The sequence below is a fragment of the Nocardia blacklockiae genome (assembly GCF_015477355.1).
Taxonomy (GTDB): domain Bacteria; phylum Actinomycetota; class Actinomycetes; order Mycobacteriales; family Mycobacteriaceae; genus Nocardia; species Nocardia blacklockiae.
In genome coordinates this window covers 14,268-40,595 of sequence record NZ_JADLRJ010000017.1, presented here as the reverse complement: position 1 = coordinate 40,595, position 26,328 = coordinate 14,268, and the positions used below count along the sequence as shown (strand labels likewise).

The window sequence follows — 26,328 nt, the reverse complement described above, 5'->3', positions numbered from 1 at the left end:
CGTGGGGTGCGGGAAGTACTACTGCTGTGCTGGCGGGATACCGGGCATCCGCAAGGTGGGGGAAGCGAGCGGTATCTCGAGCAGGTGGGGGCGCAGTTGGCCGCGCGCGGGGTGCGGGTGACGTTGCGGACGGCGCGGTATCGCGGAGCCGCGCGGCGGGAGACGATCGACGGTATCGACATCAGTCGCGGCGGCGGGCGGTACACCGTGTACCCGCGTGCGCTGGCCGCGATGGTGGCGGGTCGGTTCGGCCTGGGGCCGTTACGCGGAGTGCGGCCGGACGCCGTGATCGACACCCAGAACGGCATACCCTTCTTCGCGCGGTCCGCGACCGCGGCGCCGTCGATCGTGCTCGTCCATCACGGGCATCGTGAGCAGTGGCCGGTCGCCGGGCGGCTGGTGGGCCGGATCGGCTGGTGGATCGAATCGCGGTTGTCGCCACGGGTGCATCGGGGCAATCAGTACCTGACGGTGTCGCTGCCCTCGGCGGAGGAGCTGGCCGCGCTGGGTGTGGACCAGGAGCGAATCGCGGTGGTGCGCAACGGCGCCGAGCCTATCCCGCCGCAGGTGCCGACCGGCGCGACGGAGCACCGGACGGCGCATCCCAGCATCGTGGTGCTGTCCCGGCTGGTGCCGCACAAGCAGATCGAGGACGCGCTGGCCGTGGCGGCGGAACTGCGGCCCGGCATTCCCGGCCTGCGGCTCGACGTGGTCGGCGACGGGTGGTGGGCCGACAATCTGAAGAGTCGCGCGCGCGAACTCGGCATCGCCGACGCGGTCACCTTCCACGGTCATGTGGACGAGTGCCGCAAACACGAATTGCTCTCGCGCGCTTGGGTGCACGTGCTCCCGTCCCGCAAGGAGGGGTGGGGGCTGGCGGTGATCGAGGCCGCGCAGCACGGCGTGCCGACGGTCGGGTACCGCAGCTCGCGCGGGCTGACCGACTCGGTCGTGGACGGCGTCACCGGGATGCTGGTCGACGATGCCGCGCAGCTGTCGGAGGCGGTCGGGGAACTGCTCACCTCCGCCGAGACACGCGTCGTGATGGGTGAGAAGGCCCGCACCCGTGCGCGCGAATTCTCTTGGGAGCAAACGGCCAACGGAGTGTTCGAGGTGCTGTCCGCCGCCGTCGAGGGGCGGTATGTGTCGGGGTTGGTCGGCGGGAGTTCGGGAGAACCGGAGTAGGTCTCGCCCGACGTTCGGTAGTTCCGGAGTAGTCTCGCTCGGCGTTCGGTAGTTCCGGAGGAAGCTCGCTCGCTTACGTGGGTCCGGAGTAGGTCTCGCGTGGCGTCTGTAGATTTCGGGGTGCCGCTCGGCGATCGACGCGAGGTGTGCGCTCCCGCCAGTAGATCAGTTGGTGTGCACGGGTTTCCGAGGACTACGCCGGTGTCGCCCTAGGGAGCGAATCGTGGCACCAGCTCCGGCGAGAAGCAGGAGCGCCCAGAGCAGGTGGGCCGCGGCGGCGATATTGCGGTGCGCGGCATGGGATTGCGAGCGGATGTCCGCGGCGTCCGGCACTCGGTACAGCGCCAAGTCCGCGTCGGTGTGGACCGGGATCAGCTGGTCGAGGGTAGTTTTCGAATTACCCAAGGGGCCAGGGGTTTTCCGCTCGACGAGAACCCAGCCGACGCCGTGGGCGGCCAGTTCTCCGGGGGTGCCGCCGTGCAACAGCAGCTGTTCGACGTCGCGGGCGCGGGAGCCCTCGCCGCTGACTGTGCGGCCGCGAACCGGAAGCTCCCCGGTTTGCAGGACGTCCCGGGGCAGCATGCGGGGCGCGGGATCGAGGACCGGAGCGCGGCCGCTGAACGGGAACTTTCGGAACATGCCGCCGGGGAGTACCGCGACATCGCCCGGACCTTGCAGCATCGTCGCGACTCGCTGCCAGCCGGGTGGGTAGTGCACCGGCCGCAGCTGTCCGCCGACGCCCCAGGCGAGGTCGGGCAGGGTGAGTATCAACGCGGCGATGAAAAACGTTGCGGTTGCCGGTGTTCCGACGGCGCTGCCCCAACGCCGTCCCCACCCGGCCACGGCCCGGCAGCCCGCCGCGGCACACAGGGCGAAGGCGGGCATCGCGAGGGCGACGTATTTCTGTGTGTCCCTGAGCAATCCGGCACCGGGGATTCTGGTGACGAGGAATTCCCCGGTGTGCACTCCCCAGCCCGTGGCGCCGAGCGCGGGCAGCACGATCGCCGCGGCCGCCACCACGAGCAGCGCCCGACGAGTACGCCGCGTGGTCGCGTCGCCCGCCGCGGCCACCGACCGGATTCCCGAGGCGACCATAATCAGCAGCAATATTGTGCCGACCAATGCGAAAAGCGTTGTGCGAGAGCCGGGCACGGCATCGGAATTCCAGATCCCGCCCAGCCCGGCAAGGCTCCCCAGCGTCGCCAGGCCGGGCTCGGCGCGCGCCGCGAACGCCGCGATCCCCGCCGGATCCGACGGCTCCGCGCCCGCCCCGGACAGCGCGGTGGCCACCAGCCAAGGTGCGGAGGCAACACACCAGAGCGCCAGGACCCCAACAGAATTCCGCGCCCCCGCCACAACAAGCGCCACACAACCGGCCAGCAGCGCCCCGGTAGGCGTCAGCCCGGCCGCCGCTAGACACCCACCCAGCATCAACCACGCGGAGATCCCGAATCCTGCCCTCGCGTCCGAGTCGGTACGGCGAGCACGGCTCATGTCCGTCGTGGAATTCGCGGCGGATGTCTCGCGCGATCGGTAACGTGCCCACCGCGTCGCAGCTCGACCTCGACCGTCTGGACGTGAATTCCGGAAGTCTTGTCGCAGAGCGCGGATGCGCTGGGCCGCGAGGATCGTCCAGGGCAGAGCGGCGTAGCCGGTGAGCAGGCTCCAATGTCCTTGCAGCAGGCGCTCGGCCACGTACGGGTTCCACACGGCGACGGTGGCGGCCACCAGCTGGGGTGCGAGCGAGACGCCGAGCAGCCGGCGGGCGAGCGCGGCGGCTCCCCACCCCGCCGCCCACAGCGCCGCGACCAGAATCGTCTTCACCGCGACGCCGCCGTCCACGACCACCGACAGCACGGCCAGCAGCGCGTCCTGCGGCACGGCTCGCGGCGCGGCGTCCCCCAGCCCGAGCGCCGAGTCGGTGAGATACGACCGCGGCGTACTCACGGCATCCCGCAACAACAGATACCCCGGTCCGAGCAGCGGCCCCGCGACGATCAACGCCAGCACGAGGCTGTACGCCGCAGGCACGAACCGCCCACTCCGCTCCCTGCCGCCCGCGATCACGCTCAGCCACCCTACGTGCCCTTCCACGCGCCTTGCGGAGTGGTCTCGCGCGGAAGGTGATCTGCCGAGAGGTATTCGGTTGTCGAGGCGGCGTGCGACGAGCACTCGATCATCGGGGCGGCGCGCGTGTGCCGCCTGGCGGTAGTAGGGACGGTCGCCGTCGCAAGCCATCGACTTCGACACGATCTTCGCCCGGAACTTGTCGAGATCTCGAGATTGGCCGTGGCTGGACGTTCCGGTCCGTCGACGCCCGGCTGTCTGCGCTGGCGAGGCGTGTCCGAACTGCTTCGGCACGAGGGCGGCACGCTCTGCCGGGCCGGATGTCGGGGGCACGGGGCGGGTGGCAGCATGGCGGGGTGCCTGCCCTTCGTCGTCTGCCCGTGGTCGCGGATCTGACGTTGGTGACGGCGGGGGCCATGACGGCGAATGTGGCCGGGTATCTGCTGCAGCTGCTGGCGGGGCGGTGGCTGGGGGTCGGTGGGTACAGCGCGTTCGCGAGCTTGCTGGCGGTGCAGTTGCTGTGCGCGGTGCCGGCGTTGGCGTTGCAGAACGTGGTGGCGCGCGAGCTGGTGCGGGGTGCGCCGGTGGCGGTGGTGCGCGGGCTCGGGTGGCGGTGTGCGGCGATCGTGGCCGGGATTGCGGTGGTGCTCGTTCCGGCGGTAGCCGTTGTCCTGCACGTGAACTGGACGGCCGCGGCCGGTGCCCTGGCCGCCGCCCCGATGCTGGTGCTTCTCTCAGGCGAGCAGGGCATCCTCCAGGGCAGCCGCCGGTTCCGCGCCCTGGCAACGGTTCTCGGCGGCGCGGGCATCGCCCGGGTAACCCCGGCCCTGCTAGCGCTGGCCCTCGGCGGCGGCACGGCGGTTGCCCTGTGGTCCACCGCCCTGGGCCTGGCGGCAGCCGCCCTCGGCGCCCGCTACGCCGCCGAAACCACAGCCGGGCAAGGATTCACCTCGCCCGCCCCCATCTCTGCCGGGCAAGGAACTACCTCGTCCCACTCCATCCCCGCTGAGCACTCGGAAGCCACGCCGAGCGCGCGCGGATACCCGGCTCGCTCCGGAAAGGCGATGCGACGAACCCGTGCGCGATCCGATGTCGGGGTGGGGGTGCTGCCCGTGCTGCGGGCCGCGCAGGTGCAAGCGGCGTTGATGGCGCTGTCGTCGGCGGATCTGATCGTGGCGCGGATCGTGCTCGACGACGCGGATGCGAGCCGGTATGCGTTCGGGGCCATCGCCACCAAGATCGCGTTCTGGCTGCCGCAGGCGGTCGGGGTGGTGCTGTATCCGCGGATGGCGCAGCCTCGGCATTCGGCCCGCGCGGTGCGCGACGCGCTCGGGGTGCTGTCGGCGATCGGCGTGATCGCGGTGGCGGGCGCGGCCGTCTGCGCGCCGCTGGCCCCGCTGTTCGCCGGGCAGGACTACGCCCCGATCCAGCACTGGCTGTGGCTGTTCGCCCTCGACGGCGCGCTGCTGGCCCTCCTGCAAGGCGCGCTGTTGTCGGCCATCGCGGTCGATCGCACCGCGCCCGCCGCGATCACCTGGGCCGGACTGGCCGCCGAGATCGCGATCATGCTCACCGTCGCCCGCTCATTGCCCGCGCTGATCGGCACCGCCACGGCCGTCGCCGCGGCGACCACGGCGGTCATCGTCGCGGTCGTCCTGCGCGCGGCCGGCGGCCGCGATGCGAGCCGGCTCGCCGCCGCACCCGGACAGACCTGAGCGGGCCGGATCGGTAACGTCGGATCGCTTGCGCCCTACCGCCGATCACAAAGCGGGTGCCGCGGCCGCCGGCGAATCGCGGTCGAGCGTCTCGTCGTGAGCCGTGCCCGACGAGACGTACCGGGCGCGCAAAAGCACAGTGGCCCCCCGGTTTTCGACCGGGGAGCCACTCGCGGAGTTGCGGGGAGCTACTGGTTCTTCGGGAGGTTGATCTGCTGTGTCGGGGCGTCGGTGAAGTCCGTGGCGGCCTGCGGGTCGCTGGGCTTGCGGCGCTGGACGAGGCGGCCGGGCTGGCCCGGGTCGCCGCCGCGCAGGCCCAGTACCAGGCCGATGATCAGGGCGAGCACGCCGAGGATGCCGAACACGATCGGCAGGATGCGGCTGTACAGCGACAGCTCGTCCATGTACTTCTTCGCCTCGGAGATCTGCGAGGCGACCGTGTTGTCGTCGAACACCAGGGTCGTCTTCAGCGCGGTGACTTCCGGCTTCTCCGTGCGCCCGTAGTACATGTGCAGCTGCTCGGAGCCCTTGATGATGGTGCCCGTCTGCGGCTCCACCCAGATGTCGCGGGTGTTGGTGTAGTACCGGTCCATCGTGAGGGTCTCGTCGCCGCCCTCGACGCCCCACTTGGTCGCCGGCAGCGCCAGGCGGTTGGTGGGCGAGTTGGTGACCTTGGCGAGATCGGTCGCGGGGATCTGCTGCTGGAAGTGGTAGACCTTCAGATCGTTGATCTCGGTCTCTTCGACGAAGTTGATGTCGACGGTCTTGCGCGCGTTGATGTCGAAGTACGGGTAGTTCTGCTTCTCGGTGCCGATCGGGAACCGGTACTGCAGGCCGGTGTGCTGCACCGGCTCGGCGACGCTCTCGCCCTTGCTGTTCACCGTCGAGGCGATGGAGCCGTTGGGATCGGTGTCGACCGGCTCGCCGGTCTTGCGGTCCACGGTCACCCGGTCGATGGTGGCGCTCAGCAGGCCGGTGTCGCCCTGCTTGTCGATGTTGCGCAGGGTCTGGCCGGCCTGGATCGTCATCTCCGACTTGTCGGAGGGGTCCTCGACCGTCAGGAAGCGCTGCGACAGCAGCCGGACGTTCTGGTCGACCTTCGCGGGACCGTCACCGGAGGTCAGCGACTTGGAATCGAGCACCTCGCTGGGCGCGTCCGCCTTGTTCTTGGCGATCGTGGTGATCTCGATGTCGAGGGGAGTCTTGGCCAGCTGGCCGACGGCATAGGTCGGGATCAGCAGCGCTGCCACGATCAGCAGCGTGCCGAGTCCCACGAGCAGGCAGGCCACCGTCCTCTTGGTTCCGGCACTGAGTGCCATGCAAACTCTCCTCGTCCTCGAACAGTCGTCCCGGTGGAACGTTCAGGAGAGCGCTGCGGTCGCGGGCAGCGCTCGTGAGCCCCGACACTAACAGTCCGGTCCGTCCGCATGCCGAGCTGAGGCCCGAAAATTCGGAAACCAACGCGCGGAATGCCACCCGCTCTGTGCACACGGCACTATGGAGCCCGATGACCACCTCCCTGACACCGCATGCCGAGCCCGCGGCGCGGCCGGAATCCGCCGCGGGCCGCCGGACGTTCGTGCCGGCGCTGGCGGGCATGCGCGGGCTGGCCGCCCTGGGTGTCGTGCTCACACACGTCGCCTTCCAGACCGGGGCGACCGGGATGCCGGTGCTGGGCCGGGTGTGGGGCCGGTTCGACATGGCGGTGGCCGTGTTCTTCGGGTTGTCCGGTTTCCTGCTGTGGCGGCCGCACGCGGCGGCCGCGCGCGGACTCGGGACCGCGCCGACCGCCCGCCGCTATCTGCTGCATCGCGCGGCGCGGATTCTGCCCGCGTACTGGGTGGTGGTGTGCGCGGTGCTGATCCTGCTGCCGTCGGCCGCGCATTCGGCCGGGCTGCGGGTGTGGGTGGCGAATCTGGCGCTGCTGCAAGTGTTCGTGCCGCTGACGCTCACCGACGGGCTGACCCAGATGTGGAGCCTGTCGGTGGAGGTGGCGTTCTATCTGGTGCTGCCCGTGCTGGCGCCGGCGGCGACGCGGCTGCGCGGTGCCGCGGCCCGGTGGCGGATTCCGGCGGTGCTCGCGCTCGGCGTGCTGAGCCTGGGCTGGAACTTCCTGCCCGTGCCGACGCCGGACGCGATCCACGCCGACAACTGGCTGCCCGGCTATCTGCCCTGGTTCGTCGCCGGGATGCTGCTGGCCGAGCTGGTCGAGGACGACGCGGTGCGGCCGCGGGCGTCGGCGTGGCGTCGGCTCGCCGCGAACCGGTGGGCCATGTGGTCGGGCGCGCTGGTCGCCTTCCTGCTCTCGGCGACCGACCTGGCCGGTCCGGCCGGACTGGATCGCGGGATGCCGTGGCAGTACGTGATGAAGATGGGACTCGGTGCGCTCATCGGATTCGGCCTGCTCGCGCCGCTGGTGCTCGGCGACCGGCCGCACCGCTGGCTGGAGAGCCGGGTGGCGGCGACGATCGGCCGCTGGTCGTACGGCATCTTCCTCTGGCACCTGGCCGTGCTGGCGATGGTGTTCCCGGTGTTCGGCTTCATCCCGTTCCAGCGCAGCTTCGTCCACGTGCTGGTGCTCACGGTGGCCTTCACGCTGCCGCTGGCCGCGACCAGCTACGCCCTCGTCGAGGAGCCCGTGCGGCACTGGGTGCGCCGCCGATTCGGCTGAGCGCGTAGGTAATCGACGCCGCCGGAGTCAGCTGCGAGTGCGGGGCGGCAGGGCGGCGAGGCCCACGGCCACCACCGCGGCCAGCGCGGGGAGCTGGACCCAGATCGAGCCGCCCAGGTAACCCTCGGGGGAGCGCCAGGGTCCGGTGGACAGCGCCGCCATGGACAGCATGGTGCCGAAACCCGCCACCGCGGCCAACGCGCGCGGCACGATCCTGTTCTCGAATCTCTCGGCGCTCACCCGGTGTGGCGCGATCCGGCTCCCGAACCGGACGGCAACAAAACCCGCGGCGGTCAAAGCTGTTCCGGCCGCACCGCCGATCACCAGCGCCGCCAGGGCGAGCCCGGAGATGCCGAGAACGCGGCTCTGCCAAGGGCGTGGGGGTGTGTCCAAATCCTGCTCGCGGCGGGTGCGCCATGGAATCGCCAGGGCGACAAGGGGTACCAGGAGGAGCAGGCCGCCGAAGATGGCCAGGCGGTACCAGCGGTCGGTGGGGAATTCGACGGTGATCGGACCCGCGGCGTCCGGCGGCACCAGCCAGGCTTGCTGCCAGCCGTCCACGACGAGGGGTTTGAGGTCCTGGCCGTCGGCCGTGTGCGCCCGCCAGCCGACATTGGAGCTGAGCGGCAAGACCAGTAGTCGAGTGCCGGGCGGGGCCGAAACCGGTTGCGGCGCGGCATCGGTGCGGTTCAGCTTCACCTCGTCGACCGAGAACAGGTCGGTCGGCGCGACGGCGAGATCCACCCGGCCGCCGGGCAGAGCGACATCTGTTGTACCCGGCGTACTTTCGGGCTCGCCACCGTTCTCGGCGGCGAAATCGCCTTCCGGACCCGCCTGCGTCCGGTCCGCCACCCCGCACACCTGCGCGGGAACCGGTGCGCCGGAACGCAGTTCACCGGCCGTCGCGGTGACCGTGGTGTGCACGAGTTTCCCGGCCACGGCCAGCGTCGGCCCGTGCTCGCAGTCCACCGTGACCGGGCGGTCCAGCGGGGCGGGCGGGGGATAGTCCGGGCCCAGCACCGAGACCTCGGCGAATCCGGGGGGCTGCTGCTGGGTGAAGCCGAGGGCGTTGCGGTCCAGCACGGCTTTCCAGGTGTCGATGCTGATCTCGATGCGGTCGGTCACGCGCGGGTGCAGCGACAGGTGCGCCGGGGTGCCCGGCTCGGTGTCCTCGTCGATCGCCCGGACCTGCGGCCCGTCACCGAGGTTCACCGCGATCGAGGTGGGCGGCGCGGGCAGCGCGCCTCGCGACGGCGTCACTTCGAGCCCCGTCACCAGTTCCGGTCGCGGCAGTTCGAGGGTGAGGGTGGGTTTCGGCCCGGCCGGGTTGCGCACCGTCTCCTCCGGCGCGGTCCAGCTGGTGTGCACGTCGCCGTCGGTGGCGGCGAACGCGGAACCGCGCAGGTCGCCGACGTCGGCCTGGCCGCGCGCGATCGGCCGGTCCGGGTCGGTGAGCAGCGCCTCGAGCGCCGGACCCTGACGCGTGCGGACGGTCAGCTGCGGCGAGACCCGCGTCGGGCTCGGAACATTCAGGGTGCGCTGGAAGGCGCCCGGCTCCTCTGCGGACAGCGCCAGCCCCTTGCTGCACCGCACCCGGTCGGCCGCGTCGAAACAGCCGCTGCGCCCGGGGAATTCCTGCCCGAGCGACCAGCCGCCCACCGGCGTCCCGGTCGGCGGCAGGACCGTGCGGTGCCGGATGTCCACGGGCGTCGGCGCGTCCGGATTCGAATAGTCGGTGAGCCCGACCTCGCTGATGCCGAATTGCCCACCGGCGCTGCCGCCTTCGGTGCGGGTCGCCATGATCCGCAGCCAGTCGGTGCGCCCCGGCGGCAGCGAAACAGACACGGTCGCACCGGGTTCGGAGATGCGCGCGGCGACGGTGCCGTTGTTGGTGCGCACCTCGATCCACTTCACCGGATCGCCGATCGCCGCCGGTGTAGTCGTCACCTGGAGCGACCCGGATCGGATCGGGTGGTCGAGGGCGAGCCGAAGCCATTGCCCCACCGCGTGTTCCGCGCTGTTGCTGAGCCAGGCGGTGGAGGTGTCGCCGTCGACCGCCGCGGCGGTAGAGCTGCCGGGCGCGGCGCCGCCGAGCTGGGTGGCGTCGGCGGCGGAGCTGGAGGCGGTGACGGTCGCGCCGGACCATTCGCCTTCCACCAGCCGCGCGCCGGGCACCGCGTAGTCGGGCACCAGGTTGTGCGTGCGCCGCGCGTCGGTCGGCGCGCGCAGGGCCGAGGCGTGATTGTCCACCCGGCCGAAGTCGGCCTCCCGGTCCATCGGGGTGTCGGTCACCGTCACCGACCCGCCGGACAACCCCGCCCGCGCGGCATCGGCGTCGAGCAGCGCGGGCCCGGTGGTGTTGCGGCGCAAGCGTTCCAGCGATTCGGGTCCGCCCTGCACGACCGGGACCGAGTCCAGCGGCACCGTGTATGCGCCCGGAAAGGATTGCGGCGCACCGGGTCCGCTGCGCACCTGCTCCGGTGTGCCGGGCCGGGCGGCCTCGACGCGATAGATCTCGACGGCGCGATAGGCGGGCCGCAGATCGCCGTCGGCGACCAGACCATCCCCGTGCCCGATCTCGATGTCGTCGCCGAACTCGGCCACTTTGGTGAGTCCGGGCGAATGCTCGACGGCCTGGTGCGCGAGCATCGGCCGGGTAGAGCGGGAGGTCTCGGGGTCGAGATCGTTGCGCACCACCACGATTCCGATGCCCTGTGCACTCAGCGTCGGCGCCAGGCCCGCCGAGGGCCGCCCGTCGGCGATCAGCCGCTGCACCGAATCCATCGCCCGGATCGCGCCCGGCGGCGTGAGCGGCACGGCGTCGCGCACCGCCCACGGCGTCCGGGCCAGCGCCTGCAGCGGTTCGTCTCGGGTCAGCCCCCAGATCTGGCTGCCGAACGGCGCGCCCGGCACCACGAGGGCGCGAGTGTCGGAGGCGTTGTGCGCCAACCAGTCCGCCGTCTGCTGCCAGTAGGCGGGTACCTCGTCGTAGGCCCCGCGCGGCGCGAGCTTGCTGGTCCACGCCAGCGACGTGGACAGCGCCAGCGCCGTCAGCACCAGCGCCGCGACCGCGACCAGCCGGTCCCGCTCGGGATGGGCGAAGGCCCGCCGCCACACCGGCAGCGGCACCGACGCGGGCAGCGGCACCCGCCGCAGCAGGTGCGCGAGCCCGACCACCAGCGGAATTCGGATCAGCGGCTCGAGCTTGTGCACATTGCGCAGCGGCGCGCCGCCGGCATCGAGGAATACCCGGACCTGCTCGGCGAACAGCCCACCCGCCTCACCCACGTATCCGGCGCAGATCCCGGCCAGCCCGACGATCAGGATCAGCGCGAACCGCCCGCGATGCGGCATCGACCGCAGCGCCAGCCCGGCCATGCCGGCCGCCGCCAGCAGCCCGGTCGCCAGCACCGCGGCGGGCTGGGTGACCAGCACCGCGCCCGCGATGCGCTCCGGCGACACGAACGGCGTCCAGCTGTCGGTGCCGCGCAGCACCTCGCCCAGCGACGCCCACTGCGTGGTCACCCCCGAGGATTCGATGTAATCCAGGAAGGGCGGGCTGACCTTCCCGAGCAGCAGCAGCGGCAGCACCCACCAGAACGTCGCCAGCACCAGCAGCGGAATCCACGCTCGGGTGAAGCGCCACCAGCGCCGATTCGGCCGATACGACAGCCACCACAGCAGCGCCGGCAGGAACGCGGCCGCCGTCGCCACCGCGTTCACCGCGCCCATCAGCGCCAGCGCCAGCGCGCTCCCGGCGGGCGAGCGCGCACCGCGTTTGGCGACGCCGCCCACGGTGCCCAGCGCGCACGGGGCGAGCAGCACCCACGGCGCCAGCATCATCGGCAGCGTCTCCGAGGAGATCGAACCGAGCGTGGTGAGCACCCGCGGCGACAGCGCGAACGCCAGCGCGGCCACCACCCGCGAACCTCGGCTGCCGATGCCCAGCACCTCGCACAGCCGGACGATCCCCCAGAACCCGGCCAGGATCAGCAGCGCCCACCAGATCCGCTGGGTGACCCAGGCCGGCAGCCCGAGCGCGTGCCCGAGGGAGAAGAAGGCCCCGTGCGGGAAGAAGTAGCCGTACGCCTGGTTCTGTACCTGGCCCATCGGGGCCTGGCTACTCCACAGGTGCGCGGCGCGGTCCAGGAAGCCCAGCGGATTCTGGGCGAGATCGTATTTGGTGTCGGCGACGGTCCGGCCGGGTGCCTGCAGGAAGGTCAGCAGGAACGCGACGACGACCGTACCGGCGAACCAGCGCCGGCCCAGCGGCGCGCGGTCGGGTAGGGGAACGGTCGGCGACTCAGCGAGAGCCGTACTCAACGTTGTTCAGCAGCGACGACGACGCGTCACCGCTGCGATCGACCTCGGGCCGCGAGTTCTGCTGTGCCGCCGTGGTGATGACGAATACCGCGACCAGCCCGAGCAGCGCTCCGGCGACGGCGCTCACGGCACCAGGGACGGCAAACTTCATCGCGGTACTCCCATACATCGACGCAGGCGTATTCCGAGTCAACCTACAACATGGACCCGCGATCGGGGCGGGTGCGGGGCCGAACGCCGGTCAGCGGCCCGGCAGCTCGCAGTGCAGGCCGCCGAGCAGGGTGCGCAGCTTCGCGGTGGTCTCGTCGAGTTCGGTCGCGGGGTCCGAGGCCGCGACGATGCCGCCGCCTCCGAAGGCGCGCAGCGTGCGGCCGTCGGCGGACAGTTCGGCGCAGCGGATGGCGACCACCCATTCGCCGTCACCGCGCGCGTCGCACCAGCCGACCGCGCCGCCGTAGAAGCCGCGATCCTCCTCGGTCTCGAGGATGGTCTCCAATGCCAGGTCGGTGGGCGTGCCGCAGACCGCGGGGGTCGGGTGCAGGAGTTCGGCCAGGTCCAGCGCGGTGGTGTTGGGGTCGCGCAGCCGGCCGCGGATCGGGGTGGCGAGGTGCCAGACCTCGGCGGTGTTGACGAGTTCCGGCTCCGCGGGGATGTCCAGTTCGGCGCACACCGGGCCGAGCCGCTCCCGGATCCAGTCGATGACGAAGGCGTGCTCGGCGCGATTCTTGCTGCTGGACAGCAGTTCCCGCGACAGCGCGGCGTCGGTGTCCGGGTCGGGGTGCCGCGCGGCGGTGCCGGCCAGCGGCCGCAGCGTGACGGTGTCGCCGGAGCGGGCCACCAGCACCTCCGGCGTGGCGCCGACCAGGGTGGCGCCGGGGCGGCTCGCCGGACCCAGATCCACCGCGAAGACGTTGGCCCGGGGATGACGGGCCAGCAGGTGCGCGGCCACCACCAGCGGATCCAGCGGCGCGTCCGCCTCGGCCAGCAGCGACCGCGCCGCGACCACCTTCCGCAGCGGCTGCGCGGTGTCGGACAACTGCTCGACCAGCTTGGTCACCCGGGCGATATGCTCTGCGGCGCTGGGTATCTCGGTGATCACCTCGACCCGCGGCAGTTCCGGCAGCGCGGCCGGGCGCCACGGCCCGGCGGTGTGCTCGGCCCGTTCCGGCGCACACAGCGCGGCCGGGCGGCGCGGATCGAACGGCAACGCGCCCACGATCAGTTCCGCCTCCGCGCGCAGGGCGGCCGCCGCTCGCCGCGCGTCGTCGAACGCGTGCCGGGTGCCGTGGGCGCGCAGCACGCTCCCGGGCCGGGCGAGCAGAAATCCGTCCATGATCTCCCGACGATAGCCCGCGCCCTCCGCACCGGCCCGGGCGAAGCGACGGAGGTCTCACTGTGTCCGCGCGCACCCCAGGCATTACGTGCCTGGTCAGCGAGGTGGGGACGGCGGCAGATTCGGCTCGCGCTCAGCGCGTCTCGGCCGGGTCGCGGCCCGGGGGCACCAGCAGGATCGGGCGGTGGCAGTGCTTGAGGACGGCCTCGGCGACGCTGGAGTGCAGCAGCGCGCGGATGCCGGTGGCGCCGCGGGTGCCCGCGACGATGATGTCGACGTTCAGTTCGTCGGCGACGTCGACGATGGCGTTCCAGATGGTGGAGGTGCACTCGGCGGTGCGCGCCTCGGCGTTGAGACCCGCCAGCTTGGCCAGCCGCACGCCCTCGGAGTTGATGTGCTTGGCGTCGACGTAGGCGACGTCCTCGATGTCCTCGTCGGGCATCCACTCCGGCTGCATCACCCCCGACAGCCCGGACAGCCGCGCGGCCTGCCGGACCATCGGCTCCCACGCGGTGAGCACCACCGCCCTGGTCGCGGACAGGAACCGGCCCGCGTACTCGACGGCCCGCTTGGCGTTCTCGGAGCCGTCGTAGGCAATGAGCATCGTGTCGCAGGGCATAGCGAACCTCCTGGGGTCCCGTGCCTCGGCTGTGCTGCGAGAGTACCCCGGCCGACCTGATGGAATGCGGATCTCGCGGCGGCTTGCCGAGGATGCGCCGGAGCCCCGTCGGACAGGCTGTCCGGCGGCGTGCCGACGCCGCGCCGGCTCCGCGTGTCGGTGTCCGTTCCCGGCGTGTCGCGAGGGTCGGCAACCCTCCGGTGGGCATGCGACCGGTTTGCTGACCACCCGAAGCAATCCCCTGGCGACCGAACGGTTTGCGGCGCAAGGCTTTCGGACCGATCGTTCGCTACGACGCCTCGGCACAGTCGTCTTCGACAATTTGCGCGCGATTCACCGAAACGGCTGCGTACGACGCGTCTTTCGGTCTTCACTGGAATATCTCCACGCCCGACACCGACAGCCGGCGCCGGACAGCGAACCCCGAACGAGGTTGATCTTGCGGTTGGAAGAACTTGCTACCCCCCAGGATTGGGCCCAGGCGTATCGGTTGCTGTTCGGGCTACCGCGCGTGCATGTCACCGTGCCGGGTTTCGTGGTGCTTCCCCTGGTCGACTCGATCGCCGCGGTCAACACCCCCGAACCCCTCGGCGCGTCGATACTCGGGGAGTTGACGGTGCGCGGCATCCCCGGACCGGTGCTGGTGCGCGATCGACCGCCACGCCGGACGTTCCTGACGGTCTTCGATGGGTACCCCTCCCTGGAATGTACCGTCCAACTGGAGCGTCACGGCGTGGACATCGGCCCGCATCGCAGCAACGTCATCCTGCCAACCGGTTTCGGGCGGCACACCCACGAGGGACGCTGGTGGGCGCGCGCGCCCCAGCGGGACGAGTCGCTGCCGTTGCTGTCGGAGGTCGTCGCGACGGTCATCACCATCCTGTGAAAGTCATGGAACCGATCGAATCGGCCTTCTTCGGCCACCCTGAAGGTGACCCGCGTGCCCTGCTGTACTTCGAATGGCTGCAGCGGTGCGAATCCGGCTATCTCGTCGACGAATTCGCCGAGGAGGTGCACGATCTGACGCACACCTCGCTACCCAACACCGCGGCGTGCTGGCGGCTGCTCGACCGCATCGAGGCCGCGCCGCGCAACCCGCAATGGCCCTACGACGAGATCGTCGAGGAGCTGGCGCCGCGGCCGGTGGCCAGCCCGTCGCAGTCGGGCAACCGGCTCTACGACCGCATTCTCGGCGGCTGGCTGGGGCGCTGCGTGGGCTGCACGCTCGGCAAGCCGCTGGAGAACGGCTTCCGGTGGACCCCGCAGTCGATTCGCGCGTATCTCGAACGCGCCGACGCCTATCCGCTGACGGACTACGTGCCGGTGCTCAGCCCGATGCCGGACGGGTACCGGTTGCAGCACAGCTGGCCGGAGTCGACCCGCGGCCGGGTGGACGGCTGCCCGCGCGACGACGACCTCGACTACACCGTGCTCGGCCTGGAGCTGCTGGAGCGGCACGGCACCGGGTTCGCCGCCGCCGACGTCGCCGCGGAATGGCTGGAGCGACTACCGTTCCTGCAGACCTACACCGCCGAGCGGGTCGCCTACCGCAACCTCATCGACGGCTGGGTGCCGCCGGCCACGGCCCGGCACCGCAATCCGTACCGCGAGTGGACCGGCGCGATGATCCGCGCCGACATCTACGGCTACGTCTGCCCGGAGGACCCGGCGCGCGCGGCCGCGCTGGCGGCCCGCGACGCCTCGGTGTCGCACACCGGCAACGGGATCTGGGCGGCGATGTGGGCGGCGGCGCTGGTGGCCGCGGCGTTCGGTGCCGCCGACCCGCTCGCCGCCGTCACCGCCGCGCAGCAGGTGATTCCGGAGCGGTCGCGACTGGCGGTGGCGCTGGCCGAGGTGATCGCCGATCATCGGCACGGCGTGGAGTTCGAGCAGGCGGTGCAGTCGGCGCACTTCCGGCACGGCCACTACAGCTGGGCGCACGCGGTCGGCAACGCCTGCCTGGTGGCGATCGGAGTGCTCTGGGGCGCAGGGGATTTCGACCGGACGGTGGCGTGCACCGTGCAGGCCGGGTGGGATACCGATTCCAACGGGGCCACCGCCGGTTCGGTCGCGGGAGTCCTGTTGGGCGCCAGTGCGATTCCGCGACGCTGGACCGATCCCCTGCACGATCGGTTGCGTACCGCGGTGTCGGGGTACGACGGTGTCGGCATCTCCGCGCTGGCGCGGCGGACCTTCGACCTGGCTCGGCAGCAGGTCGCCTGCGGGTAGGGGAGCGGGGCCCGGTGTGGATCGCTGCGGCGTCGGCGCGCGCCGGAGGCCAAGCGGCGCTGCGGTTTCCGCGCGCGCCGGGCCCGCGGTTCGTTGACATGCCTTGACAGGTGTGTCAGGCTTCGGCGGTCTCGAGATCACATATCCGGGGGGCTCCTATGAACTTGCGCGCGATATCGGTTCTCGGTGCGGCCGCCGCGATCACCGTGGGAGTGGGCGTGTCGTTCGGCGCTGGGCCGTCGGCCGCCCGGCCGTTCGGGCCGACCACCTGCTCCGCGCAGCCCGAGGCCAGCCGAATCGTCACCACCTGCGTCAACGAGGACGACGCGCCCGCCGCCGTCGGCATGCAGGCCCTGTGCACCAACCTGCGCATCTTCTGGCTCGGCTACACGGCCGAGGCCGACACGACACAGCAGTTCGTCGAGGACTGCGGCCCCGACGCCCACCCCATCCTGTGGAACGCCCAGGGCCTCCCGGCCTGGCAAGCCCAGCAGGAGCAGCGGGAGCGCCAACAGGAACAGCTCGACCGAATGCGCGAGCGCCAATTGCAGGACCAGGCCTGCCCGCCCGGCACCATGAACATGGGCCGCATCTGCTGACCACAGCCACCCGGTCATCCTGGCGCGGCCCGCCCCGTCATCCCGGCATGCTTTTGGCCGGGATCCACCCTGCGGTCCAGTAGATTCCGGCCAAAAGCATGCCGGAATGACGGGAGGTAGGGTGCGCTCGCGCACCTACGCACTCACTCACTCGCGTAGTGGATCCAGTCCAAGCCTTCGTCGTCGACCTCGTCGAAGTGTTCGGCCCGCACCAGCCCCACTCGCCGCGCCACCTTTATCGAGGCGGCGTTCTCGGGACGAATCCGCGCGACGACGGGGAGGGTGGGCAGCCATTTCTCGGCCCAGCGCACCACCGCGGCCGCTGACTCGGTGGCCACGCCGCGTCCCCACGTGTCGGAGGCGAAGCGGTAGAACAGATTCAGCCCCGGCTGCCCCTTGAACCGCGCGGTCCGCAGCCCGCAGAACCCGAGCTGCGCCGCCTCCCCGCGATACCGCACCACCCTGTACCCGTACCCCAGCCGCTGCCACTGCTCGTCCCACTGCTCGTAGAGGCGCTGCGCCTCCGCTCGATCCGCCACGGTCGACACCCACGGCTGCGGATCCCCGCAAATGGCGAGCACCGCGTCCACATCCGCCGACACCGGCCGCCGCAACGACAGCCGCTCCGTCACCAACTCCTCACCTACCCGCAAAGGACTCACCCCGCCGACTCTAGAACCGCGCCGCCCGTCCGCGACGATCTTCGAGCCCCTGCGAACACGAACCGGCCCTGCGCGGACAATCGACCCCGGCCACGACGAATTCGGCGGTGCCGTGCCCGCGGCGAGGGCGCGTACGAAAAAGCGCCCGGCCGCCATGGGCCGGGCGCTTCCTCAGGCAGACACGTTGCCCTGCAGCGGGTTTCAGCGCTCCAGGATGGCCACCACGCCCTGGCCGCCCGCGGCGCAGATGGAGATCAGGGCGCGGCCGGAGCCCTTCTCCGCGAGCTGCTTGGCAGTCTGGGCGATGATGCGGCCACCGGTGGCGGCGAAGGGGTGGCCCGCCGCCAGGGAGGAGCCGTTGACGTTGAGCTTGGCGCGGTCGATCGAGCCCAGCGCGCCGTCCAGGCCCAGCCGCTCCTTGCAGTACTGGTCGGACTCCCAGGCCTGCAGGGTGGCCAGCACCACGGAGGCGAAGGCCTCGTGGATCTCGTAGTAGTCGAAGTCCTGCAGGGTCAGGCCGTTGCGGGCGAGCAGGCGCGGCACCGCGTAGGTGGGCGCCATCAGCAGACCGTCCGGGCCCCACACGTAGTCGACCGCGGCGACCTCGCTGTCGACCAGGTAGGCCAGCGGCTTCAGGTTGCGCTCGGCGGCCCACTCCTCGCTGCCCAGCAGCACCGCGGACGCGCCGTCGGTGAGCGGGGTGGAGTTGCCGGCCGTCATGGTCGCGTCGCCGAGCTTGTTGCCGAACACCGGCTTGAGCGTCGACAGCTTCTCGATGGTGGAGTTCGGGCGCAGGTTGTCGTCGCGGGTCAGGCCCAGGAACGGGGTGACCAGGTCGTCGAAGAAGCCGCGGTCGTAGGCGGCGGCCATGTTCCGGTGCGACAGGTAGGCCAGTTCGTCCTGCGCCTCGCGGGCGATGCCGAACTCCTTGGCGGTGATGGCGGCGTGCTCGCCCATCGACAGCCCGGTGCGCGGCTCGGCGTTGCGCGGGATCTCGATGCCCACCATGCTCGGCCGCAGCCGCCCGACCAGCTTCACGTAGTCGGCGTTCTTCTTGGCGCGGTTGGCGTCGAGCATCCACTCGCGCATGGACTCGCTGACGCCGATCGGCGCGTCGGAGGTGGTGTCGGTGCCGCCGCCGACGCCGGCCTCGATGCGGCCCAGCGCGATCGCGTCGCCGACGGTGACGATCGACTGCAGGCCCGTGCCGCAGGCCAGCTGCAGGTCGTGGGCGGGCGTGTAGGGCGACAGCTCGCTGCCCAGCACGCTCTCGCGGATCATGCCGTGCTCGCCGACGCGCTTGAGCACGGCGCCGCCGACCACCATGCCCAGCCGCTCGCCCTGCAAACCGAAGCGGCTGACCAACCCGTTCAGCGCCGCGGTGAACATATCCTGGTTGGAGGCGTGCGCGTAGCGGCCGTCCGAGCGGGCGAACGGAATGCGGTTCCCGCCCAATACCGCAACGGGGCGGGCCTGCTTGGTGGGTCGGCTGCTCGCCGCCGAGCTCTTCGATGACGCGCTGGTCGATGACGCGGCCTTCGCCGAACGGGCTTTGGTAGTCACTCGAGTCTCCACTGTCTCGTCGGGGATGTTCGGGATTGCTCGGCGCTCGGGGCGTGGCCGAAAAATTTTCGGCCGTGCACCGATGCCCCCTCGCTGTCGGTTTACTTTAAACTTACTCTGGAGTAAGTTCGTTGTCGACACCGTACCCCGTGAATGTGCGCAACAACGCTCGGTCCAGGCCGGGCGCGGGGGCGGTCGGCAGCCGACGCAGACGTCCACATTCGACTCGAGGAAAAGGTAGGAACAGTGGCAGCCAGCAAGAACAAGGGCGCTCCCAACCTGTACGGATCGTTCGTTCACTCGGCCCCCGGCGCGTTCCTGGCGAGCAAGCTGGGGCTGCCCAAGCCGGAGAACCTGCGCCGCTACACCCCGGGCGAGCCGGCGCTGCCCGGCCCGGTACTGCTGGGCGGCAAGGGCCGGGTCGCCGAGGCGACGCGCACCCTGCTGTCGGACTACACCTTCGTGGATTCGCTCACCCCGGGTGTGAAGTTCGGCGGCCTGGTCTTCGACGCCACGGGCCTCGGCTCGGTCGAGGAGCTCGAGCAGCTGTACCAGTTCTTCCAGCCGGCCATGCGCTCGATCGCGCCGTCCGGCCGCATCCTGGTCATCGGCACGACTCCGGAGCTCACCGCGGGTGTCGAGGAGCAGATCGCGCAGCGCGCGCTCGAGGGCTTCACCCGCAGCGTCGGCAAGGAGCTGCTGCGCGGCGCCACCGCGAACCTGGTGTACCTGCACCCGGAGGCCGCCGCGGCCGCCACCGGCCTGGAGTCCACGCTGCGGTTCATCCTGTCGGGCAAGTCGGCCTTCGTCGACGGCCAGGTGTTCCGGGTAGGCAAGGAGGACGCGGCCGTCTCCGGGCTCGACTGGGACAAGCCGCTGGACGGCAAGGTCGCCCTGGTCACCGGTGCGGCCCGGGGCATCGGCGCCACCATCGCCGAGGTCTTCGCCCGCGACGGCGCGCAGGTCATCGTCGCCGACATCCCGGCCGCCGGCGAGGCGCTGTCGGAGACGGCCAACAAGGTCGGCGGCACCGCCCTGGCCGTGGACGTCACCGCGCCCGACGCCGCCGACAAGATCGCCGAGCTGGCCGCCGAGCGCTTCGGCCGCCTCGACATCGTCGTGCACAACGCCGGCATCACCCGCGACAAGCTGCTCGCCAACATGGACGAGGGCCGCTGGAACGCGGTGCTCAACGTGAATCTCGCCGCGCCGCACCGGATCACCGAGGCGCTGGTGTCCAAGGGCGTGCTGAAGGAAGGCGCGCGGGTCATCGACATCTCGTCGATCGCGGGCATCGCGGGCAACCGCGGCCAGACCAACTACGGCGCCTCCAAGGCCGGTGTCATCGGCATGGTGAACGCCGAGGCCCCGAAGCTGGCCGAGAAGGGCATCACCATCAACGCCGTCGCCCCCGGCTTCATCGAGACCGCCATGACCGCCGCCATCCCGCTCGGCACCCGCGAGGCCGGCCGGCTGATGAGCTCGCTGTCGCAGGGCGGCCAGACCGTCGACGTCGCCGAGACCATCGCCTACTTCGCCGGCCCGGCGTCGAACGCGGTGACCGGCAACGTGGTCCGGGTCTGCGGCCAGAGCCTCATCGGCGCCTGATCGGAGGATCATGACCCAGACCATTTCGCTGACCGAGCCCCCGAAGACCGGCAATCTCTATGTGAAGGCCGCGCTGGGAGCCGTTCCGCTGCCGCTGGTTTCGGGCCGCAAGCCCGAAATCCCGGACCGCGCCATCGAATTGAACGGCGTCACGGTCGATGTCGACAACCTGGCCGCGTACTGCCACGCGACCGGGCAGCGCTTCGGCGACTCGCTGCCGCTGACCTATCCGTTCGTGCTCACCTTCCCCGTGGTGATGCAACTGGTGGTCGCCCGCGACTTCCCGTTCGTCGCCGTGGGCGCGGTGCACGCGGAGAACGTCATCGAGCGCACCCGCGAGATCTCGGTGAGCGAGCCGCTGGACATCCACGCCCACGTGGAGAACCTGCGCGAGCACCCGAAGGGCCTGCTGGTCGACGCGATCAGCGAGGTCCGGGTGGGCCGGGAGCTGGTGTGGCGGCAGGTCACCACCTTCCTGCACCAGCAGCGCACCTCGCTGTCGGGCGGCCCCAAGCCGGAGCCGAAGCCGGAGGAGGCGCCCCCGCCGCCGCTGCGCACGCTGCGCGTGGACCAGGCACTGATCCACCGCTACGCCGCCGCCTCGGGCGACCGCAACCCGATCCACATGTCGGCGTTGAGCGCCAAGGCCTTCGGGTTCCCGCGCTCGATCGCGCACGGAATGTGGTCGGCCGCGGCCATTCTCGGGGTCATCGAGGGCCGCGTCCCGGCGCAGACCACGTACTCGGTGAAGTTCGGCAAGCCGGTGCTGCTGCCCGCGACGGTCAACGTCTACGCCGACCAGGCCGAGGGCGGCTGGGACCTGTCGCTGAAGCACCCGAAGAAGGGCTACCCGCACCTGACGGCTACGCTGCGCTGAACCGAACTTCGGTCTCGTCGGGGGACCGAACGGAAGTGGCCGCACGCCTTCTCGGCCGCCGCCGATCGAGTCGCAAGGGGGATTCGATCGGCGGCGAGTACCGAGAAGCCGTGCGGCTCTTCGTTTCTACTCGGCCTTCTTCTTGCCCGCCAGGCCGCGCCAGGCCAGGTCGTCGAGCAGGTCCACGGCCTCGGCCACCTCCACCTCGCCGCTGGCGATCCGGTCGGCGATGGCCTCGCCGGCCCCGATCACCGCGACGGCCACGATGTCGAAATTCGTGCCGGGCTCGGCGTATTTGGCGCTGGACTCGAGCAGTTTGCCGGTCAGCTCGATCACCCGCTCGCGGCTGTTGGCGATCTCCGAGGCGAACGGCTGCTGCCCCAGCGCCTGCCGGTACAGCACCTGCCAGGACAGCCGGTTGTTGTCCACATAGGACAGGAACGCCTCGAGCCCGGCGCGCAGCTGCTCGTGCGGGGTGAGCTTGGGGTTGCCCGCCACCGCGACCGCCTCGATGAACCGCACGCTCTCGCGGGCGATGCAGGCCCGGAACAACTCGTCCTTGGAGCCGTAGTACAGATAGAGCATCGGCTTGGAGATCTTGGCCTCCGCGGCGATGGCGTCCATCGAGGTGTCGTGGTAACCCTTGCGCGAGAACACCTCTACGGCGGCGTCCAGCATCTGCTGTTCACGAACCGCCCGAGGAAGCCGTTTCGTACCGCCTGCCATGCGCTCTCCTAGACCACGATGAAACCCCTATCTTACTCCAAGGTAAGTTCCATGCGAGACAATTGCCGATGATTCGCGGGGACCTCAGCAGTGCATCGGGATGCCCTTGAAGCGGGCCATCCGCAGCACGGACTCGTCCACCTGTGTCATCGGCAGCTTGCCCGCGCGCACCTCCTGCTCGAGCCGGTCGAGCACCGTGGTCACCGCGTCCGAGTTGATCCACAGGGCGTTGTCGGCGCCGGCCTCGAGTGCGGCCGCGACCGCGTCCTCGATGCCCATCCGGCTGGTGATCGCCGCCATGCCGCTCAGGTCGTCGGTGAAGATCGGTCCGTCGAACGGCGCCGCGCCGTAGCCGGTGCCCTGCCGCAGCAGCGCCATGACCTGCGGGCTGATGCTGGCCGGGGTGCCGTCGGTGGTCAGGCCCGGCACGTCGAGGTGGCCGACCATCACCGCCGCGCCCGAGCCGACCAGGTTGCGGAACGGCACCAGGTCGACCTGCTGCAACTGGTCCAGCGGCGGGGTCCGCACCGCGCCGGTGTGCGAGTCGCCCGAGCCGGAGCCGTGGCCGGGGAAGTGCTTCATCACCGCGCCGACCCCGGCATCGTGCATCGCGCGGATGAACGCGTCGGCGTAGCGGGTGACCACCTCGGGATCGTCGGAGTAGGAGCGGTCGCCGATGACGCTGTCGTCGGGCTGGCTCGACACGTCGACGTCCGGGGCGAAATCGACGGTGATGCCGAGGTCCTTCATGGCCCGGCCGCGGGCGGCGCTCTGGGTGTAGTAGTCCTCCGCCGAGGTCGTCTGGGCGGCGACCCGGGCCGAGGGCGCGGCCCCGATCAGGTTGCGCAGCCGCGAGACCCGGCCGCCCTCCTCGTCGATGGTCACCATGAGCGGCGTGCGCGCGGCCGACTCGACCCGCTGGATCTGCTTGTCGCCGAGCAGCGCCGGGTCGGTCCAACTGCCGAGGAACACGCCGCCGACGCCCTCGGTGCGCACGATGCTCTCCGCGTCGGCGAGGCCGTTCACGCCCACGGTGAGCAGTTGGGCCAGCTTCTGGCGGGTGGTGAACTGCGCGAGAAAGCCCGCGTTGCAATCGGGTTGGGTGCCGGAGGTGACCGGCGCCGCCGAGGTGGGCGGCGTGCCGGTGGCGCTGGAGGTTTCGGCGGTCGGGCTGCTGCCGCCGGAGCAGGCGGTCACGGTGACCGCGAGTACCGCGAGAACGATCCCGGGAACGGTGCGCATGGGAGTTGACGGTAGCCGTCCGCGTCCGCGATTCCCACACCAGGCATCCTATGCCGATCGTTATCGTTCTGTGATAAGAGTCATGGATATCTGTCGGTCGATCGGTTATTGGTAGCCTCGGCGCGCCACGTTCTCGAAATGGCCGGGAACTGGTATCGACACAGGGCAGCTGATCGACGGCTAGGGCTTTCGATGTCATTTTCGACCCGCAGCAGAGTGGAAGGCTGAAAACAACGATGCGTATCGGCGCAATGGCGCGCGGCGCGGGACTGGCGCTCGCGGCACTGGTAGGGCTCGGCCTGATCGCGGCGGGTCCCGCGACGGCGAGTGACGTGGACCGCTATCTCGACCTACCGCTGGTCAACCGCGACGCCGCCCGGGGTCCCGGCGGCGTGAACCCCGAACTTCCCTACGACCCCGCCGAATTGGGTCGTTTGCTCGACGAGGCCCGCGCGGCGGGGGTGGCGCCCAGCCGCTATGCCGCGCTGCTCTACCAGTACTGGCTGGTCGACGCGACCGGTAAGGCCGGCATCGACCTGCGGTCCTGGGATCCGCGGGCCGGGGTGCAGGCCAACCGCGACAACCTCATCAAGTCGTATCGGTACTACGAGGATCTGCAACTCGACCACCGCGAATTGCAGTGGGCCGGAATGGGCGGGCAGGTCGGCGCCGACTTCGGCGGCGGCCTGGTCGATTTCGAGTTGATGGGCAATATCTACAATTTGCCCGGAATCGCCGAGGCCGCGCACACCGTGCTCGGTGCGGTCGAGCAGACCGCGGGACCGCAGGCGGTCGCATTGCTGCCCGACGGGCTGAAGGCGCTCGCGCAGGCGGGCCCGCAGATCACGCCGGAGGATCTGCGCTGGATCCTCGGGATGATCCTGGTGATGCAGAAGAACATTTTCTCCGATTTGATGCCGATGCACGACGCCTACGTCACCGCGGGCCTGCCCGCACTGGAAGAATTCCAGGCCGCGGGATTGTTCGGCGAGGACATCATGAGCGCCTGGCGCGACGTCGCCTCGGGCGAGGGCGACCGGATCGCCGCGGGCAACGGCACGCTGCTGCGCCGCGAGCAGCAGTGGGCGATCGGCGGGCAGTGGGACGAGGTGCGTTCCTACAAGGGCCCGGTCGGCGAGGCCATCACCTATCTCAGTGGCGCGGTCGGGTCGCCCTCGGTGGCCGGCGTGGTGCCGCCGCGCGAATTCCGCCCGGTGCGAATCCCTTTCACCGGATCCGACGGGCGGGCGATGGAACTCACCATGCCGCTGCCGGATTGGAACTGGTCGGTGCTCGACGCGCGCTGGGACTACATCACCACCGAACTGCTGCCGAAGTACAAGTGGCAGGTCGAGAACAATTGGCCCGCACTGGAAGCCACCCTGCGCACGCCCTACGAGCAGCAGCTGGAATCGCATCGGCCGCTGCTGAACATCCCGCAGCTGCTGACCTCGGCGGTGCAGGAGCTGAAGATCACCCCCGCCGGACAGGAGAATTGAGATGCGCAGACGAACTCTGGCGGCGGCGGCCACGGCCTGCGCGCTGCTGTGCGCCGGCGCGGCAACCGTTGCGGCCGAACCGGTTCCGCCGCGGACGCCGGGACTGGACAAGGTCTTCAACGGCTACGTCGTCGGGGCGCTGACCGGCGCCACCCCGGGCTCGCCGCAGGAGATCTTCCAGGGCCTGCGGGCCGACGACCCCTTCTATCAGGAGCCGCCGCTGACCGGCAGCGAACGGCCGGGTACCGTCCTGAAATCCAAGAAGGTCGACGTGCTGTACACCGGCCTGAAGCCGGCGAACCTGGACGCCTGGAAGCTGATGTACGTCAGCACCGAACTCGACGGCGTCACGCCGAGCATTAGCACCGGGATCCTGATGATCCCGCGCGACGGCAAGCCCGCCGACCAGCGGCACCTGGTCTCCTACCAGGAGGCCAACGACAGCGTGGGCGCCGGCTGCCACCCGAGCACACAGTGGACCGGCGGCGACCCGTTCGACGGCGCGTCCTGGTCGGCGCTGGGCCCGCTGGCGCTGATGTTCGGCAAGGGCCACGCGGTGATGATCTCCGACGTCGGCAACGACGCCGACCCGCGCCCGCACGGGGTGTTCGCGGGCAAGTACGCCGCGCACACCCAGCTCGACGGCGCCCGTGCCGCACTGGCTTTCACCGAGGCGGGCCTGGACCCGAACGCGCAGACCGCGCTGTTCGGCATCGCGGGCGGCGGCGTCGGCGCGGCCTTCGCCGCCGAACTGCAACCCACCTACGCGCCCGAGCTGAACGTGAAATCGGCTGTGCTGGAAGGCATGGTCGTGAACCAGCGCAACTTCCTGCGCGTCGCCGACGGGGGCATCGGATCCGGATTCGGGTTCGCCACGCTGCTCGGGCTGGAGCCGAAATACCCGGAGATGGCACTGGATTCGAAGCTGAGCCCGATCGGGCGCGGCGTGGCCGACATCTTCCGCAAGCAGTGCCAGGACGCGTATTTCGCGATGCCGTTCGTGCCGTTGAACGCCATGTTCGCCACCGGCCGGAGCCCGGCCGACGAGCCGGACTTCCAGCACGTGTTCGACGACAACGAACTCGGCACGGCGGGTGCGCCGAAGGCCAAGGTGCTCATCACCTCCTGCGCCAAGGACGACTCGTTCATGTCGCTGGTCCCGGCCGCCGACTCCCGCAGGCTCGCCGACACCTACCGCGAACAGGGCACCGACGTCACCTACCAGCCGACCGACTGCAGCGTGGTGAAGATGCTCACCGATCTGTACGGCTGGGGCACCGACCTGTTCGGCATGCAGACCATCGACTGGTTGGACAGCGTGTTCGACTGATCGACGCCCGTCCCCCGGAATGATGAGGGGAAGCGAGCACAGAAGTGGCCCCCGACGAACCGCTGTCGGGGGCCACCTTC

20 protein-coding genes are annotated in these 26,328 nt (G+C 70.7%); 10 read left to right on the top strand and 10 right to left on the bottom strand.

Annotation, left to right across the window (positions count from 1 at the left end; all coding sequences use genetic code 11):
• Window positions 1–6: 6 nt before the first annotated feature.
• Window positions 7–1,185, top strand: a complete 1,179-nt coding sequence (locus IU476_RS32275) for a glycosyltransferase family 4 protein (RefSeq protein ID WP_195106105.1) — start codon at window positions 7–9, stop codon at window positions 1,183–1,185.
• 165 nt (window positions 1,186–1,350) lie between these two features.
• Here the strand turns inward: IU476_RS32275 and IU476_RS32270 are convergent, their stop codons facing one another.
• Window positions 1,351–3,216 (bottom strand): MmpA family trehalose lipid delivery protein, encoded by a 1,866-nt coding sequence (locus IU476_RS32270; protein WP_324194492.1) that lies wholly within the window; start codon window positions 3,214–3,216, stop codon window positions 1,351–1,353.
• Between the two features lie 392 nt (window positions 3,217–3,608).
• On the opposite strand from IU476_RS32270, the gene IU476_RS32265 reads away from it, so the two are divergent.
• Entirely contained in the window at window positions 3,609–4,967 is a 1,359-nt protein-coding gene (locus IU476_RS32265; RefSeq protein ID WP_438944094.1) for a polysaccharide biosynthesis protein, read from the top strand.
• A gap of 188 nt (window positions 4,968–5,155) precedes the next feature.
• Here the strand turns inward: IU476_RS32265 and pgfA are convergent, their stop codons facing one another.
• Window positions 5,156–6,286, bottom strand: a complete 1,131-nt coding sequence (gene pgfA, locus IU476_RS32260; RefSeq protein ID WP_195106104.1) for a cell envelope lipid trafficking protein PgfA — start codon at window positions 6,284–6,286, stop codon at window positions 5,156–5,158.
• 188 nt (window positions 6,287–6,474) lie between these two features.
• Between pgfA and IU476_RS32255 the strand changes: the two genes are divergently transcribed.
• On the top strand, window positions 6,475–7,638 hold the full coding sequence (locus IU476_RS32255) for an acyltransferase family protein (RefSeq protein WP_195106103.1): 1,164 nt from the start codon (window positions 6,475–6,477) through the stop codon (window positions 7,636–7,638).
• A 27-nt stretch (window positions 7,639–7,665) separates the two neighbouring features.
• Here IU476_RS32255 and IU476_RS32250 read toward each other — a convergent pair whose 3' ends face one another.
• The 4 genes from IU476_RS32250 to IU476_RS32235 all read right to left on the bottom strand — a co-directional run bounded on the left by IU476_RS32250 (window position 7,666) and on the right by IU476_RS32235 (window position 13,913).
• Window positions 7,666–11,961: a DUF3367 domain-containing protein gene (locus tag IU476_RS32250; protein WP_228824660.1), complete on the bottom strand. Its 4,296-nt coding sequence runs from the start codon at window positions 11,959–11,961 to the stop codon at window positions 7,666–7,668.
• Window positions 11,942–12,112, bottom strand: a complete 171-nt coding sequence (locus tag IU476_RS32245) for a DUF2613 domain-containing protein (RefSeq protein ID WP_195106102.1) — start codon at window positions 12,110–12,112, stop codon at window positions 11,942–11,944. Before IU476_RS32245 ends, IU476_RS32250 begins: the two co-directional genes overlap by 20 nt.
• 90 nt (window positions 12,113–12,202) lie before the next feature.
• Window positions 12,203–13,294 (bottom strand): isochorismate synthase, encoded by a 1,092-nt coding sequence (locus IU476_RS32240; protein WP_195106101.1) that lies wholly within the window; start codon window positions 13,292–13,294, stop codon window positions 12,203–12,205.
• Between the two features lie 133 nt (window positions 13,295–13,427).
• Window positions 13,428–13,913: a universal stress protein gene (locus IU476_RS32235; RefSeq protein WP_187685786.1), complete on the bottom strand. Its 486-nt coding sequence runs from the start codon at window positions 13,911–13,913 to the stop codon at window positions 13,428–13,430.
• Window positions 13,914–14,352: 439 nt separating this feature from the next.
• On the opposite strand from IU476_RS32235, the gene IU476_RS32230 reads away from it, so the two are divergent.
• The 3 genes from IU476_RS32230 (at window position 14,353) to IU476_RS32220 (ending at window position 16,741) form a co-directional block, all read left to right on the top strand.
• Complete coding sequence (locus tag IU476_RS32230; RefSeq protein ID WP_195106100.1) at window positions 14,353–14,799, top strand: hypothetical protein; 447 nt, start codon at window positions 14,353–14,355, stop codon at window positions 14,797–14,799.
• 5 nt (window positions 14,800–14,804) lie between these two features.
• Window positions 14,805–16,142 carry an ADP-ribosylglycohydrolase family protein gene (locus IU476_RS32225; RefSeq protein WP_195106099.1) on the top strand — a complete coding sequence of 446 codons (1,338 nt, stop codon included), beginning with the start codon at window positions 14,805–14,807 and terminating at the stop codon, window positions 16,140–16,142.
• A gap of 158 nt (window positions 16,143–16,300) precedes the next feature.
• Entirely contained in the window at window positions 16,301–16,741 is a 441-nt protein-coding gene (locus tag IU476_RS32220) for a hypothetical protein (protein ID WP_195106098.1), read from the top strand.
• Window positions 16,742–16,884: 143 nt separating this feature from the next.
• Here IU476_RS32220 and IU476_RS32215 read toward each other — a convergent pair whose 3' ends face one another.
• Window positions 16,885–17,403 carry a GNAT family N-acetyltransferase gene (locus IU476_RS32215; RefSeq protein WP_324194488.1) on the bottom strand — a complete coding sequence of 173 codons (519 nt, stop codon included), beginning with the start codon at window positions 17,401–17,403 and terminating at the stop codon, window positions 16,885–16,887.
• Between the two features lie 201 nt (window positions 17,404–17,604).
• Window positions 17,605–18,966, bottom strand: coding sequence for an acetyl-CoA C-acetyltransferase (locus IU476_RS32210; protein WP_195106096.1), 1,362 nt, complete (start codon window positions 18,964–18,966; stop codon window positions 17,605–17,607).
• Window positions 18,967–19,212: 246 nt separating this feature from the next.
• Here IU476_RS32210 and IU476_RS32205 point away from each other — a divergent pair, with 246 nt between their 5' ends.
• Window positions 19,213–20,574, top strand: a complete 1,362-nt coding sequence (locus tag IU476_RS32205) for a 3-oxoacyl-ACP reductase (protein ID WP_195106095.1) — start codon at window positions 19,213–19,215, stop codon at window positions 20,572–20,574.
• 10 nt (window positions 20,575–20,584) lie between these two features.
• Window positions 20,585–21,451, top strand: a complete 867-nt coding sequence (locus IU476_RS32200) for a MaoC family dehydratase (protein ID WP_324194487.1) — start codon at window positions 20,585–20,587, stop codon at window positions 21,449–21,451.
• A gap of 126 nt (window positions 21,452–21,577) precedes the next feature.
• On the opposite strand, the gene IU476_RS32195 is transcribed toward IU476_RS32200, so the two are convergent.
• Window positions 21,578–22,177, bottom strand: a complete 600-nt coding sequence (locus IU476_RS32195) for a TetR/AcrR family transcriptional regulator (protein WP_195106094.1) — start codon at window positions 22,175–22,177, stop codon at window positions 21,578–21,580.
• An 84-nt stretch (window positions 22,178–22,261) separates the two neighbouring features.
• A complete protein-coding gene (locus tag IU476_RS32190; RefSeq protein ID WP_195106093.1) occupies window positions 22,262–23,419 on the bottom strand; it encodes a glycoside hydrolase family 3 N-terminal domain-containing protein in 1,158 nt (385 codons plus the stop codon).
• A 236-nt stretch (window positions 23,420–23,655) separates the two neighbouring features.
• Between IU476_RS32190 and IU476_RS32185 the strand changes: the two genes are divergently transcribed.
• Window positions 23,656–24,918 carry a hypothetical protein gene (locus IU476_RS32185; RefSeq protein ID WP_195106092.1) on the top strand — a complete coding sequence of 421 codons (1,263 nt, stop codon included), beginning with the start codon at window positions 23,656–23,658 and terminating at the stop codon, window positions 24,916–24,918.
• Between the two features lies 1 nt (window position 24,919).
• Window positions 24,920–26,248 carry a lipase family protein gene (locus IU476_RS32180; protein WP_195106091.1) on the top strand — a complete coding sequence of 443 codons (1,329 nt, stop codon included), beginning with the start codon at window positions 24,920–24,922 and terminating at the stop codon, window positions 26,246–26,248.
• The last annotated feature ends 80 nt before the right edge of the window (window positions 26,249–26,328 follow it).

Excerpts from the sequence above, each read along its gene's own strand:
- pgfA (WP_195106104.1), bottom strand. The coding sequence starts at position 6,286 with ATGGCACTCAGTGCCGGAACCAAGAGGACGGTGGCCTGCCTGCTCGTG.
- IU476_RS32255 (WP_195106103.1), top strand. The coding sequence starts at position 6,475 with ATGACCACCTCCCTGACACCGCATGCCGAGCCCGCGGCGCGGCCGGAA.
- IU476_RS32245 (WP_195106102.1), bottom strand. The coding sequence starts at position 12,112 with ATGAAGTTTGCCGTCCCTGGTGCCGTGAGCGCCGTCGCCGGAGCGCTG.
- IU476_RS32240 (WP_195106101.1), bottom strand. The coding sequence starts at position 13,294 with ATGGACGGATTTCTGCTCGCCCGGCCCGGGAGCGTGCTGCGCGCCCAC.
- IU476_RS32235 (WP_187685786.1), bottom strand. The coding sequence starts at position 13,913 with ATGCCCTGCGACACGATGCTCATTGCCTACGACGGCTCCGAGAACGCC.
- IU476_RS32225 (WP_195106099.1), top strand. The coding sequence starts at position 14,805 with ATGGAACCGATCGAATCGGCCTTCTTCGGCCACCCTGAAGGTGACCCG.
- IU476_RS32220 (WP_195106098.1), top strand. The coding sequence starts at position 16,301 with ATGAACTTGCGCGCGATATCGGTTCTCGGTGCGGCCGCCGCGATCACC.
- IU476_RS32200 (WP_324194487.1), top strand. The coding sequence starts at position 20,585 with ATGACCCAGACCATTTCGCTGACCGAGCCCCCGAAGACCGGCAATCTC.
- IU476_RS32195 (WP_195106094.1), bottom strand. The coding sequence starts at position 22,177 with ATGGCAGGCGGTACGAAACGGCTTCCTCGGGCGGTTCGTGAACAGCAG.
- IU476_RS32190 (WP_195106093.1), bottom strand. The coding sequence starts at position 23,419 with ATGCGCACCGTTCCCGGGATCGTTCTCGCGGTACTCGCGGTCACCGTG.
- IU476_RS32185 (WP_195106092.1), top strand. The coding sequence starts at position 23,656 with ATGCGTATCGGCGCAATGGCGCGCGGCGCGGGACTGGCGCTCGCGGCA.
- IU476_RS32180 (WP_195106091.1), top strand. The coding sequence starts at position 24,920 with ATGCGCAGACGAACTCTGGCGGCGGCGGCCACGGCCTGCGCGCTGCTG.